Source organism: Rhodopseudomonas sp. P2A-2r (genome assembly GCF_026015985.1).
Classification (GTDB): domain Bacteria; phylum Pseudomonadota; class Alphaproteobacteria; order Rhizobiales; family Xanthobacteraceae; genus Tardiphaga.
This window is the reverse complement of record NZ_CP110389.1, coordinates 5,238,546-5,251,205: the sequence shown is the minus strand read 5'-3', so window position 1 is coordinate 5,251,205 and position 12,660 is coordinate 5,238,546. Positions and strand designations below refer to the sequence as shown.

The window sequence follows — 12,660 nt, the reverse complement described above, 5'->3', positions numbered from 1 at the left end:
GCACCGACCTTGTTTCGTGGGGGCGAACCCCGCGGACGCCGATGCGCGTCGCGCAACCGGCTTTTCCCGACGAACTTCCGCCGCTGATGCGGCAGGGTGCCGAACTGCCTCACGGCGTGCTTGCCGGTGGCTTGCGACGTTCTTACGGCGACAGTTGCATCAACGACGGCGGCGCCCTGGTCGAGATGACCGGGCTTGACCGTTTCGTCCGCTTCGACCGCACCACTGGCCTGCTCGAAGCCGAGGCCGGGGTCAGTCTGTCGGCGATCCTGAAGCTGGCTATTCCTGCCGGCTTTTTCCTGCCGGTCACCCCCGGCACCAAATTTGTTACCTTGGGTGGTGCCATCGCCAACGACGTGCACGGCAAGAACCACCATCGCGCCGGCTCGTTCGGGCGCTGGATCCGCAGCGTGAGCCTGCTGCGCAGCGACGGCAGCGCGTGCTTCGTCGCCGATGACGATGCCACCGGCCTGTTTGCAGCCACGGTGGGCGGTCTCGGCCTTACCGGAGTTATGACCCGCGCGACACTGCAACTGGCGCCGATTGCCAGTTCGAACATGGCCGTGGAGACCGTCCCGTTTGGCAACCTCGGCGAATTCTTCGCCCTGTCTGGGGAAAGCGACGCCAGCCACGATTACACCGTGGCGTGGATCGACTGCCTGGCCCAGGGCGACAAGCTCGGCCGCGGCATCTTCACCCGGGCCCGCCATGCCAGCGACGGCGAGCTCCGCGTTAAGCCGCCCGGCGGCCCCAGCGTGCCCATCGACGCCCCGGGCTTCCTGCTCAACCGGCTGTCAATTGCGGCTTTCAACGAGGTCTATTTCCGTCTCGCCGGCCGCGCCCGGCAGGCCACCGTGTCCTACGACCCGTTCTTCTACCCGCTCGACGCCATCGGTGGCTGGAACCGGCTGTATGGCTCACGCGGCTTTTACCAGTACCAGAGCGTGGTGCCGCCATCGGTTGCTGCTGACGCCACGGCGGAGATGTTGCGGACCATCGCCGACGCCGGGCAGGGCTCCTTTCTCGCTGTGTTGAAGACCTTCGGCGACGTCGCGTCGCCCGGCCTGCTGTCGTTCCCCCGGCAGGGCACCACCCTGGCGCTGGATTTTGCCAATAAAGGTGGGCCGACCCTGTGGCTGCTTGACAGACTCGACGCGATTGTCCGACAAGCCGGTGGCCGTCTTTACCCGGCCAAGGACGGTCGTTTGCCGCCAGCGATGTTCAGGGCTGGCTATCCGGCGCTGGACCAATTCACAACGCACTTGGACCCCGGGATGTCATCGACATTCTGGCGGCGGATGACCCCATGATGACGCCAAATCCGCTCCGTGTACTGATCCTGGGTGCCGGTTCCGGCATTGCTCAGGCGACTGCGCGATTGTACGCTGCCGAGGGCGCGATGATCGGGCTTGCCGGCCGGAACGCCGAACGGCTGACCGCTATCGCCGCCGACCTAACGGCGCGCGGGGCTGCCGCCACCGAGATTTTCGACATCGACTTCACCGACCCCGACGCCGCCGCCACGCTGGCCGGCATGGTCGCGAAACTGGGCGGGCTGGACCACGTCCTACTGGCCTATGGCGTGCTTGGCGATCAGGCGCTCGCCGACCGCGACGCGGCTGCCGCGCTGGCCATCATCGACGTCAATTTCCGCTCCGCTGCCGCCTGGATGCTGGCCGTCGCCAACCTCTTGGAAGTGCAGGGCAGGGGCTCGCTGGTGGTGCTGGGCTCTGTGGCGGGCGACCGCGGCCGGCGCTCCAACTATGTCTATGGCGCCGCCAAGGCCGGCCTCGCCGTGCTGGTGCAGGGCATCAGCCACCGCTTCCGCAGCGTCGGCCCCCGCGTCGTCATCGTCAAGCCCGGCCCGACCGATACCGCCATGACCGCGGGCATGGCCAAGGGCGGCCCGATGTGGGCGACGCCCGAGGCGGTCGCCGCGGTGGTGCGCAAGGCCGCCGACAGCGGCGGCCCGGTGGTCTATGCGCCCGGCCGCTGGTGGCTGATCATGGCGATCATCCGCAACATTCCGGCCGCCATCTTCAACAAGATGAATTTCTAGGTCATGCGAAAGATCGTCATCACCGGGGCCGCGGGCCTGGTCGGGCAGAACCTGGTGGCGCGGCTGAAGGCGCGGCCGGATTTCGAACTGGTTGGCATCGACAAGCACGCGGCCAACGTCGCGCTGTTCCGCCAGGCGCATCCCGACGTGACGATGATCGAGGCGGATCTCGCGGTGCCGGGTGCCTGGGCGGAGTGTTTTGCCGGCGCCGATACGGTGGTCGTCAACCAGGCGCAGATCGGTGGCTTGTTCCTCGACGAGTTCGTTGCCAACAACGTCACCGCCACCGAGCATATTCTGGCTGCGGCACACGCGGATGCCGTGCCCTACGTGGTGGGAATCTCGTCGTCGGTGGTCAATTCCTCGGCCGATGATTTCTACACGCGTACCAAGACGACGCAGGAAAAACTGTTCGACGCCTGCACCATCTCGCACGTGACGCTGCGGCCGACGCTGATGTTCGGCTGGTTCGATCGCAAGCACCTCGGCTGGCTGCGTCGCTTCATGGAAAAGGCGCCTGTGTTTCCCATTCCCGCCGACGGCAATTTCACGCGGCAGCCGCTGTATGTCGGCGATCTCGTCTCGATCATCGTGGCGTCCATCGAGCAGCGCAAGACCGGCACCTTCGACATCTCCGGCCTCGAAAAATTTCCTACGGCGGCCTGATCGGCATGATTCACGACATCGTCAAGCCGCGCGCGAAAATCGTGCATATTCCCTATGCGCTGTTCTGGGCGCTGCTGTGGGTCTATGCCCTCATCGACAAGAAGCCGCCGTTCACCACCGGGCAGCTCGAAGCGCTGGTGATTCCGGAGACATTTCCAGTGATCGACTGGCCCGGCGAGTTCGGCGTCGCCTCGACGCCTTTGCGCCAGGCGCTGAGCGAGACCTATCTGCATCCCGACCATTCGAAGATCATCCTGTCTTTCTAGGAGTTTTGCCATGAGCCGCATCGTTGTGTTGGGAGCAGGCCCCATGGGCCTCGCCGCCGCGCAGCGCGCGGTGACCCTGGGCCACGAGGTCGACCTGATCGAGGCCGACACCAAGGCCGGCGGCATGGCCGCGCATATCGATTTTTCCGGCGTCTCGATCGAGCGCTTCTACCACTTCGTCTGCAAGTCGGATGCGCCGACCTTCGCGCTGATGAAGGACCTCGGCATTGGCGACCGCATGCGCTGGGTGAATACGTCGATGGCGTATTACACCCATGGCCGCGTGCACAAATGGGGCGATCCCATCTCGCTGCTGACCTACCCGCACCTCACTTTGATGGAGAAGATCAAGACCGGGCTGCAGATGTTCCTGACCACCAAGTCGAAGAACTTCGATCGCATCGAGCACCTGACCTCGCGAAAATGGATCGAGGGCGGCTCCGGCGTGTCGGTCTATAACAAGTTGTGGAAGCGGCTGCAGGAACTGAAGTTCTACGAATATGCCGACGAGGTCGCGGCGTCGTGGATCGCGACGCGCATTAAGCGCATCGGCAACTCGCGAAAGTCGATCTTCCAGGAACAACTCGGCTATATCGACGGCGGCTCGGAGACGCTGGTCGAAGCCATCGCCGATGACATCCGCCGCAAGGGCGGGCGCATCCATTTGGGCACACCGGCCGAACAGGTCATCGTACAGGACGGCCGCGTCATCGCTGTGCGCGCCGGCGGCCGCGAGTTCGCAGCCGACGCGGTGATCTCCACCGTACCTGTGCCGCTGGTCAATCGCCTGGTGCCGGACCTGCCGCAGGACTGGCAGGACAAGTACGCCGATATCAAGAACATCGGCGTGGTCTGCCTGCTGTTCAAGCTGCGCAAATCCGTGACGCCGCATTTTTGGCTCAACATCGTCGCCGACGACATCGAGATTCCCGGCCTGATCGAGTTCTCCAATCTGCGCCGCGTCGGCGATACCATCGTCTACGTGCCGTATTACATGCCGGTGACCCAGCCGAAGTGGCAATGGACCGACCAGCAGTTCATCGACGAGGCGTTCGGCTACATCAAGCGCGTCAATCCGGCGATCACTGATGCCGATCTGCTGGACGCCAAAGTGGGCCGTCTCAAACACGCCCAGCCGATCTGCGAGCCGCATTTCGCTGACAAGCTGCCGCCCGTGCAGACGCCGATTGCCGGGCTGCAGATCGCCGATACCTGCTATTACTACCCGGAAGACCGTGGCGTCGCGGAAAGCATCCGGCTGGGGCGGCGTATGGCCGAGCAGGCTGGTGAGCCCGCATTGGCATCGCAAGGCGCGCGCTTGTGAACCGCGAGTTCATCCGCTTTGCGCTGGCCGGCGGCGTCGCAGCGGCGGTCAACATTCTGTCCCGCTGGCTGCTGTCCTCGTTCATCCGTTTCGAGATCGCGGTCGTCATCGCCTATCTTATCGGGATGGCCGTCGCGTTCGGTCTCACGCGACACTTTGTGTTCGCACGGTCGGATCGTCAGCTCCAAAGCGAAGCGATGCGCTTCGTGCTGGTCAATCTCTTCGCGCTCGCGCAGGTCTGGATTGTCAGCGTCGGGCTCGCCGAGTGGGTGTTGCCGTGGCTCGGCATAGTCTGGCAGAAGGACCTGATTGCCCACGTCGTCGGCGTTGTCAGCCCGATCGCGACGAGCTATTTCGGGCACAAGAAGTTTACGTTTCGATAGTTCGCTTTGCACTTTCAAGGAAAGTTCCATGCCCTTGCGGCGCGATCGTTTCTCGAATTTCGGATCATCTGTGGGCGGACTGCTACTCACGCTCGTCATAGGCGTGGTATCCGCTGCGTGCATCCGGCCGGCGGCTTTCGGGTTTCCGAGCGCCGGCCTGGATGCTTCCTGGATCTATGCAGTTTCTAATGCTGTCGAGAAGGGCGCCGCCTTTGGCTCGGAGATCGTTTTTACCTCCGGCCCCCTGTCGAGTTTCTATCACCGTCTATATCCGCATCGGATTGCTCCGGCGATTATCGCTCTGGATTGCCTCTGGCTTGTTATCTTCGCCATCCAGTTAAGGAAGATTGTGGCGTCGCTGTTTCAGGTGGGTGGACGACGTGTGCTGGCCGGGATGTTTATGTTCGGCCTAATTCTCATGGCGGAGCGTCTGCTGCGCGACGGCCTGATGCTCTTCTTCGTGTTCGCATCCGGTTATCTGTACGTCTCGCGCCGGTCGAGCCTGCCGCTGATGGTGGCGTCGATCGTGGTCATCGCGGGCTTTGCCATGGCAAAGTTCTCGGTAGGGGTGCTCGCCCTGCCGGTGTTCGTGCTGATCGACATGCTGTCCGTGACTCGTCGTAAGATTCCCTACAAGACCGTATTGTTTCTCATCTGCGCCGCTGCGTTTTTTGTGGCCGCTGGCCAGCCGCTGACCGGCTTGCCCGCCTATTTGCAGGCCTCCCTTGAAGTGTCGCAAGGTTATTCAGCCGGCATGAGCATCGACGGCGCGCCGGATGCGATCTGGATGTGGGGTGTCTCCAGTTTCGCCGTTGTCGTGGTCGCTGCGGTGGCGGCCTGGCCCAACATAAAGGTCCGCGGGCCAGCCCGCGCGACGGCAGTCGCGCACCTGCTGCTGCTGATTGGCTATCTTTCTCTTTTGACGAAAGCCGGTTTCGTTCGTCACGACGCCCATTCACTGATTTCGTGGACCGGGCTATTTCTGGCGATTCCGGCCGTAGCATTGGCAAGCGAGCCTGTTAAGTCGAAGCATCGTCCGTTTGAATTGCTTCTGTTCATCTGCTTTTTATATCTCTATGCGCCGTACGTTCTGAAGATGCCGTGGAACGTTCTTAACCCTGTCGCCATTGCCGGGCGTTCGATCGCGACCCTCGAGAGCGTCGTTGATTTTGCGAGCGGACCGCGCGGCTGGATGGCCGACAAGGAACGGCAATTCGCGGCGGCCCGCGATCAGTTGCATGCTTCCGCGAAGCTGCCGGTGGTGAGCGGCAGCGTGGACATCATCCCGTCGCGGCAGAGCGAGGTGATCGCAGCGCAACTCAACTATCGGCCGCGGCCGACGATCCAGGAATACACGACCTATACGCCATCGCTCATTCAGCGAAACCGCGATTTCTATCTGTCGCCAAAAGCACCAGAGTTCGTCTATTTTGCGCCGGGATCGATCGACGGCCGCCATCCCGCTTCCGCGGAGGGTACGCTATGGCCGCTGTTGCTGCAGCGCTACGAACCGTTCGGGAGCAGCCACGATTTGCTTGTGCTGCGCAGACGATCGCAACCACTTCCGGATCTCCTGAGCGCACCGATCGTCCGCCAGGCAACGCTTGGCGAGTGGATCGATGTTCCGACGTCGACAAAGCCGCTATTTGTCGGGATCGACGTGCAGTACAGCCCGCTGGGTCGGTTCGCCGAGCTGGTCCTGAAGCCGCCTTCCATCGTGCTGCGTGCGTTGTATAAAGACGGACGGGCCGAAAATTACAGGTTGATTCCGGGCATGGCCCGGGATGGGGTCATCCTCGTTCCGACGGTCAAGTCCGCAAACATGTTTCTGCAGATTTACGAGGGGGCGGCGGCTGAAGACGGTACGCGCCCGCTGGCGTTCGAGATTGTCGCTAACTGGCGGCAATCCTGGGCATACAGATCAAAGGTGATGATTTCATTCGCTGAAGTGGATACGGATATCCTGAACGCGCCGGGCAATGCGACTTGGAAAGCTTCGTTCGGGAAAGGCTATGCGGCTCGATGACGAGCGGCGTCTTGCTATGACGAACTGCTGACCGCGCGAGTTTCGGTCTCTGGGAGATACAATGAATACGCTGCCGGTCGCGACGAGGCATGCCGCGTTGAAGGCATTGTTCGAAAAGGCGCTGGCGCTTGTCGCGCTCGCGCTGATCGTGTTTGGCGCGAAGATGCTGTTTATCCGTTATTTCGGTTCGGCGCTGCCTTACTGGGATCAGTGGGATGCGGAAGCCGATAGCCTGTACAAGGCCTATCTCAACTCCAGCCTCTCGTGGTCGGCGTTGTTTGCCTCTCACAACGAGCATCGCATTTTTCTGACGCGCGTGCTCTCGCTGGCGTTGTTCGAACTCGACGGCGGTTGGGACCCGATCCTGCAGATGATGGTCAACGCCGCGTTGCATGTGGCGGCTATCCTTCTCGTCGTGTTCGCGCTGCAGCGGATCCTTCGCCCTGCTCAGTTGATCGCTTTGGTGGTGTTCACCGCAGTGCTGTTCGTCCTGCCGATCGGCTGGGAAAACCTGCTGGCCGGTTTTCAGAGCCAGTTCTATCTATTGCTGATTTTCTCTATTCTGGCGCTGTCCGGCTTTGCCGTCGCCGCCGCATTCAGCGTCCGCTGGTGGCTCGGCGTTGCCTGCGCGTCGGCGGCTTTCTTCTCGATGGCATCGGGCGCGCTCATCGGTGCCGCGGCGCTGGCGATCGTGGCGCTGCAGTTGCTGCTGCGGGTGCGTCAGGGCAGCAAGGAATATGCCGGCGCCGCCATCTTGCTCGGGATGTCTGCGGTGATGATCGCCTATGTTCCTCACATCGTCGGTCACGACGGCCTGAAGGCCCATGACATCCGCGAACTGTGGACGGCATTGCTCGCTTGCCTGCAGTATCCGCGTGCCGGCTCATGGATCGCACTCCTGACGAACGTGCCGTTGGTTGCCTATGCTTGTTTCGTTTTGGCTGCGCGGCCGGCGCGGACCTCGCAGCACTGGGTGATCCTCAGTATTGTCGTCTGGTGGTTCGGGCAGATCCTTTCACTGTCCTACGGTCGCGCTGTGGCGCCGAATTCGTCGCGCTATCTCGACATCACGATCATGGCGATGCCGCTAAACTTCGCTATCTTGCTGTTTTTCGCTGCGCGCGTGCGCTCCATCGGTAAACAGTGGGTGGTTTTTCTGGTCACAGTGGGCTGGCTCGCGATGACCTTTGGCGGCCTCATGCTGGACATGGCGCGGACCACCTTTCCGAACGTTATAGAGAAAGCCGCGCAGAGCCGGGAGCAGGAGGCCAATGTCGCGGCCTACCTGCGGACCGGCGATATTGCCGCGCTGCAGAACAAGACCATGCTGGCGATCCCGTATCCGAGTGCTGACCGTTTGGCCTCGCTGCTGTCCGATCCCACGATCCGCATGGCGTTGCCGCGGACCATCCGCCCGGCGGACAGCGATGAGAAAGCGCTGCTGGAGCGCACGGTGCTGCGCGGGCGATCGCATGCAGCCGTTGAGCGGACCAAACTGGCCATCATGAACCTGGCTCCGGTCGTGCTCGGGCTGGGCATGGCACTGGCCCTCGCGGCCGGCTTGTCCGGGCGGCGGCTCCTTTGAAGGACGACGGCGCGGACTGGGCGTGCGAAACTTGAAAGGTGTCGCGTCTTTGCCAAATTGACTGACCGCGACAAAGGCTTGTAAGGCTATGTGGCAGCCGGTGGCTGATGGTTCAGAGCGCTGCGCGGCGATGGTTTCCACAAAATCTAGGCCAACCGGCCGATGGCCCAGGGAAGCGAAGAATGCTGATCGAAAAGCTCGAAATTCCCGATATCTGGCTGGCCACGCCAAAAGGCACGGCGACGCCCGCGGCTTTTTTCAGAGACCTTTCGCACCGACGTGTTCGCCGGGCACGGCCTGACCGGGCCGTTCGTGCAGGACAACCATGTCCGTTCGATGCAAAAAGGCGTGCTGCGCGGCCTGCATTTTCAAACGCCGCCGCATGCCCAAGGCAAGCTGGTACGCTGCACCCGCGGCGCCATTCTCGACGTCGCGGTGGATATCCGCGTGGGCTCGCCCAGCTATGGCCGCCACGTGACGGCGGAACTGTCGGCGGACAACTGGAGCCAGCTCTGGGTGCCGCCGGGCTTCGCCCACGGTTATCTGACGCTGGAGGATGACTGCGAAGTCATCTACAAGGTGACTGACTATTACGCGCCGGAATGCGACCGGGGCATCGCTTGGGACGACCCGGCACTGGGCATCGATTGGCGGATTTCGGCCGCCGAGGTCATTCTGTCGGAAAAGGATCGGAAACAGCCGAAGTTGGCGGATGCGCCGCCGGCTTTCGAATACATGCGTCAGGAGTAGTAGATGCGGGTTCTCGTGACCGGTGGCGCCGGCTTTATCGGGTCGGCCGTCTGCCGTCATTTCATCGCCGACCTCGGCTACGACGTGGTCGTGCTCGACAAGATGACCTATGCGGGCAATCTGGCGTCGCTGGCGCCGGTGGCCTCCAGCCCGCGCTATGTATTCGAGAAGCACGACATCTGCGACGCGGTTGCGGTCAATGCGATCTTCGCGAAATACCAGCCCGATGCGGTGGTGCATCTCGCCGCCGAGAGCCATGTGGATCGCTCGATCTCCGGCTCCGACGTGTTCGTGCAGACCAACGTGATGGGCACCTTCGCCCTGCTGGAAGCCGCGCGCAGCTATCTCAAGACGCGCGCGAACAACGCCACCGACTTCCGCTTCATCCACGTCTCCACCGACGAGGTATACGGCTCGCTGGGCGCCGACGGCCTGTTCACCGAGACGACGCCCTACGACCCTTCCTCGCCCTATTCGGCCACCAAGGCGGCGTCCGACCACCTCGCCAAGGCCTGGCACCGCACCTATGGCATGCCGGTGATCGTGTCGAACTGCTCGAACAATTACGGGCCGTATCACTTCCCGGAAAAGCTGATCCCGCTGGTGATCCTCAACGCGCTGGATCGCAAGACGCTGCCGGTCTATGGCGACGGCTCCAACGTGCGCGACTGGCTGTATGTCGAGGACCACGCGCGTGCGCTCGGCGTCATACTTTCGAAGGGCGTGCCCGGCGAGACCTACAACATCGGCGGCCGAAACGAGCGCAAGAACCTCGACGTTGTCGAGCAAATCTGCACCTGGATGGACGAGCTGCGCCCGGCCAACTCCTCGCACCACGATCTGATCTCCTTCGTCACCGACCGGCCCGGCCACGACCAGCGCTACGCCATCGACGCCAGCAAACTGGAAAACGAGCTCGGCTGGCGCGCCCAGGAGACGTTTGAGACCGGCATCGAGAAGACGGTGCGCTGGTATCTCGACAATGCCCACTGGTGGGAGCCGCTGCGCCAGAAGGTCTATGGCGGCGAGCGCCTCGGCCTCGTCAAGGCATGAGGTCCGCATGCGACTCTATGTAATCGGCCGCGAGGGCCAGGTCGCCCGCTCGCTGCGCGAGGCGGCGGCCGGCCGCGCCGACATCGTGTTCGGCAGCAGCAGCCGCGCCGATATCGACTTGCGGGATCCGGCCTCGGTCGAGCGAGCGCTGGCCGTGTTCCGGCCCGACGTGGTGGTCAACCCGGCGGCCTATACCGCCGTCGACAAGGCCGAGTCCGAACCCGGGCAGGCCTTTGCCATCAACCGCGACGGCGCCGGCGCCGTGGCCGCTGCAGCTGCGACGTGCGGCGCGCCCATCATCCATTTCTCGACCGATTACGTCTATGACGGCCGTAAACCCGAAGCCTATCTGGAGAGCGATCCCGTTGCACCACAGGGGGTCTACGGCGCGTCCAAGCTGGCCGGCGAACTGGCGGTGGCCGCCGCCAATCCGCGGCACGTCGTGCTGCGCACCGCCTGGGTTTATGCGCCGTTTGGCGCCAACTTTGTCCGCACCATGTTGCGGCTGGCCGCCGAACGCGGCCGGCTGCGGGTGGTGGACGACCAAATCGGTTGCCCCACCTATGCGCCGGACCTTGCCGAGGCGACGCTGGCGATCGCTGCGCAGATTGCCGGGGCAGGATGGCGTCCCGACCATGCCGGGGTTACCCATCTCGCCGGTCCTGATGCCCTGAGCTGGTGCGGCTTTGCCCGCGAGATCGTGCGGCAGTCGGCGGTGCGGGGCGGCTGTTCCGTGCCGGTCGATCCCATCACCACGGCAGATTATCCGACGCCGGCGGCCCGGCCGGCCAATTCGCGGCTGGCGACGGCCCGGCTGGCGGATGTGTTTGACATCCGGCTGCAATCGTTGGAAACGTCCCTTTCGAATTGCTTGGATCGTCTCCTGCAATCGTAGACGAGGGTAGGATATTGAAGGGCATCATTCTGGCCGGAGGCAGTGGCACGCGGCTTTATCCGATGACGCTGGTCACCTCGAAGCAGCTGCTGCCCGTCTATGACAAGCCAATGATCTACTATCCGCTGAGCACCCTGATGCTGGCGGGGATCCGCGAGATCCTGATCATCTCGACGCCACACGACCTGCCGCTGTTCCAGGCGCTCTTGGGCGACGGAAACCGCTGGGGTCTGTCGTTATCCTATGCCGAGCAGCCGAAACCCGAGGGCCTGGCGCAAGCGTTCATCATCGGCGCCAAGTTCGTCGAGGGCGGGCCTTCCGCGCTGATCCTCGGCGATAACATCTTCTTCGGCCACGGCCTGCCGGACCTGATGGCCAGCGCCACCGCGCGCCGCTCAGGCGCTACGGTGTTTGCCTACCATGTGGCAGATCCCGAGCGCTACGGCGTGGTGGCTTTCGACGCCGAAGGGCAGGCGACCTCTATCGAGGAGAAGCCGCTGCAGCCAAAATCGAACTTTGCCGTGACGGGTCTGTATTTCTACGACCAGCAGGTGGTCGACATCGCCGCCAAGATCAAGCCCTCTGCGCGCGGCGAGCTCGAGATCACCGACCTCAACCGGGTCTATCTGGAGCGCGGCGAACTCGGCGTTCAGAAGATGGGCCGCGGCTTCACGTGGCTGGACACCGGCACGCCGGACAGCCTGCTGGAAGCCGCTGAATTCGTCGCCACGCTGGAACGCCGCCAGGGGTTTCGCATCGCTTGCCCGGAAGAGGTGGCCTTCAACCAAGGCTATATCGATCGCGCGCAGCTGGCGAAGCTGGGCGAAGCGCTGGGAAAGAGCGACTACGCGAAATATGTGCTCGGGCTGGCTGCGACGAGCTAGGCAATGCCGGGTCTCGCTAAAAGGTAAGAAATGAAAGTCGCGGCTGTCATCCCTTGCTTTCGAGTTAGCAAGCACATCATCGATGTCGTCGAGCGAACGCTCCCGGTCGTCGACATGATCTATGTCGTCGATGACCTATGTCCCGAAGGGTCGGGTGCCCTTGTGGCGGAGCATTTTCCGTCCGCTAATGTCCGCGTCATTCAGCATCAGGTCAATCGGGGCGTTGGCGGTGCCGTCGTTTCGGGGTATCGTGCTGCCCTAGCTGACGACGTCGATATCGTCGTCAAGGTCGATGGCGACGGCCAAATGGATCCATTGCAGATCGCTTCCCTGATTGCGCCCATCGTGGCGCGCCGCGCCGACTACACCAAGGGAAACCGGTTCTTCAATATAGAGGACCTGCGTCAAATGCCGTTCGTAAGGGTGTTGGGCAATTCCGCACTATCGTTCGTCAACAAGATCTCGACCGGCTACTGGAACATTATGGACCCGACGAACGGCTTCACTGCGATACACAAATCGACGTTGAAGCTGCTCGATCTGGAAAAGCTTGCCGCGCGTTATTTTTTCGAGTCGGATATGCTGTTTCGGCTCAGCATCGTCCGAGCTACCGTGCGCGACGTCTCGATGCCGGCATTCTATGGCGACGAGGAGAGCAATCTGCGGATCAGCAAGGTGCTGTTCGACTTCCCGGGTAAGTATCTGCTCAATTTCTTCAAGCGATTTTTTACAATTACATCCTGCGCGACGTAAGCATCGGGACTATCGA

General features: G+C 62.6%; 13 protein-coding genes. All 13 read left to right on the top strand.

The window, feature by feature from the left end; genetic code table 11:
* Window positions 1–41 precede the first annotated feature (41 nt).
* Window positions 42–1,310 (top strand): FAD-binding oxidoreductase, encoded by a 1,269-nt coding sequence (locus ONR75_RS25300; RefSeq protein ID WP_265079674.1) that lies wholly within the window; start codon window positions 42–44, stop codon window positions 1,308–1,310.
* The gene (locus ONR75_RS25295) at window positions 1,307–2,059 is read left to right on the top strand and encodes an SDR family NAD(P)-dependent oxidoreductase (RefSeq protein ID WP_265079673.1); all 753 of its coding nucleotides are present in this window, start codon (window positions 1,307–1,309) and stop codon (window positions 2,057–2,059) included. The genes ONR75_RS25300 and ONR75_RS25295 overlap by 4 nt, the downstream gene beginning before the upstream one ends.
* A 3-nt stretch (window positions 2,060–2,062) precedes the next feature.
* Entirely contained in the window at window positions 2,063–2,725 is a 663-nt protein-coding gene (locus tag ONR75_RS25290; protein WP_265079672.1) for an NAD-dependent epimerase/dehydratase family protein, read from the top strand.
* A 5-nt stretch (window positions 2,726–2,730) separates the two neighbouring features.
* The gene (locus ONR75_RS25285) at window positions 2,731–2,991 is read left to right on the top strand and encodes a hypothetical protein (RefSeq protein ID WP_265079671.1); all 261 of its coding nucleotides are present in this window, start codon (window positions 2,731–2,733) and stop codon (window positions 2,989–2,991) included.
* Window positions 2,992–3,001: 10 nt separating this feature from the next.
* Window positions 3,002–4,315: an NAD(P)/FAD-dependent oxidoreductase gene (locus ONR75_RS25280; protein WP_265079670.1), complete on the top strand. Its 1,314-nt coding sequence runs from the start codon at window positions 3,002–3,004 to the stop codon at window positions 4,313–4,315.
* Complete coding sequence (locus ONR75_RS25275; protein ID WP_265079669.1) at window positions 4,312–4,698, top strand: GtrA family protein; 387 nt, start codon at window positions 4,312–4,314, stop codon at window positions 4,696–4,698. Before ONR75_RS25280 ends, ONR75_RS25275 begins: the two co-directional genes overlap by 4 nt.
* A 28-nt stretch (window positions 4,699–4,726) precedes the next feature.
* Entirely contained in the window at window positions 4,727–6,724 is a 1,998-nt protein-coding gene (locus tag ONR75_RS25270; protein ID WP_265079668.1) for a hypothetical protein, read from the top strand.
* Between the two features lie 61 nt (window positions 6,725–6,785).
* Entirely contained in the window at window positions 6,786–8,309 is a 1,524-nt protein-coding gene (locus tag ONR75_RS25265) for a hypothetical protein (protein WP_265079667.1), read from the top strand.
* Between the two features lie 279 nt (window positions 8,310–8,588).
* Window positions 8,589–9,059, top strand: a complete 471-nt coding sequence (gene rfbC / locus ONR75_RS25260) for a dTDP-4-dehydrorhamnose 3,5-epimerase (protein WP_320109657.1) — start codon at window positions 8,589–8,591, stop codon at window positions 9,057–9,059.
* A 3-nt stretch (window positions 9,060–9,062) separates the two neighbouring features.
* Window positions 9,063–10,112: a dTDP-glucose 4,6-dehydratase gene (gene rfbB / locus ONR75_RS25255; protein ID WP_265079666.1), complete on the top strand. Its 1,050-nt coding sequence runs from the start codon at window positions 9,063–9,065 to the stop codon at window positions 10,110–10,112.
* Between the two features lie 7 nt (window positions 10,113–10,119).
* Entirely contained in the window at window positions 10,120–11,007 is an 888-nt protein-coding gene (rfbD, locus tag ONR75_RS25250) for a dTDP-4-dehydrorhamnose reductase (protein ID WP_265079665.1), read from the top strand.
* A 14-nt stretch (window positions 11,008–11,021) separates the two neighbouring features.
* Window positions 11,022–11,891 carry a glucose-1-phosphate thymidylyltransferase RfbA gene (gene rfbA, locus ONR75_RS25245; protein ID WP_265079664.1) on the top strand — a complete coding sequence of 290 codons (870 nt, stop codon included), beginning with the start codon at window positions 11,022–11,024 and terminating at the stop codon, window positions 11,889–11,891.
* A 30-nt stretch (window positions 11,892–11,921) separates the two neighbouring features.
* A complete protein-coding gene (locus ONR75_RS25240) occupies window positions 11,922–12,644 on the top strand; it encodes a glycosyltransferase family 2 protein (RefSeq protein WP_265079663.1) in 723 nt (240 codons plus the stop codon).
* The last annotated feature ends 16 nt before the right edge of the window (window positions 12,645–12,660 follow it).

What these genes read in the sequence shown, in the direction of transcription:
- ONR75_RS25270 (WP_265079668.1), top strand. Translation starts at nt 4,727, where the DNA reads ATGCCCTTGCGGCGCGATCGTTTCTCGAATTTCGGATCATCTGTGGGC.
- ONR75_RS25285 (WP_265079671.1), top strand. Translation starts at nt 2,731, where the DNA reads ATGATTCACGACATCGTCAAGCCGCGCGCGAAAATCGTGCATATTCCC.
- ONR75_RS25295 (WP_265079673.1), top strand. Translation starts at nt 1,307, where the DNA reads ATGATGACGCCAAATCCGCTCCGTGTACTGATCCTGGGTGCCGGTTCC.
- ONR75_RS25300 (WP_265079674.1), top strand. Translation starts at nt 42, where the DNA reads ATGCGCGTCGCGCAACCGGCTTTTCCCGACGAACTTCCGCCGCTGATG.
- rfbB (WP_265079666.1), top strand. Translation starts at nt 9,063, where the DNA reads ATGCGGGTTCTCGTGACCGGTGGCGCCGGCTTTATCGGGTCGGCCGTC.
- rfbD (WP_265079665.1), top strand. Translation starts at nt 10,120, where the DNA reads ATGCGACTCTATGTAATCGGCCGCGAGGGCCAGGTCGCCCGCTCGCTG.
- ONR75_RS25240 (WP_265079663.1), top strand. Translation starts at nt 11,922, where the DNA reads ATGAAAGTCGCGGCTGTCATCCCTTGCTTTCGAGTTAGCAAGCACATC.
- ONR75_RS25265 (WP_265079667.1), top strand. Translation starts at nt 6,786, where the DNA reads ATGAATACGCTGCCGGTCGCGACGAGGCATGCCGCGTTGAAGGCATTG.
- ONR75_RS25280 (WP_265079670.1), top strand. Translation starts at nt 3,002, where the DNA reads ATGAGCCGCATCGTTGTGTTGGGAGCAGGCCCCATGGGCCTCGCCGCC.
- ONR75_RS25290 (WP_265079672.1), top strand. Translation starts at nt 2,063, where the DNA reads ATGCGAAAGATCGTCATCACCGGGGCCGCGGGCCTGGTCGGGCAGAAC.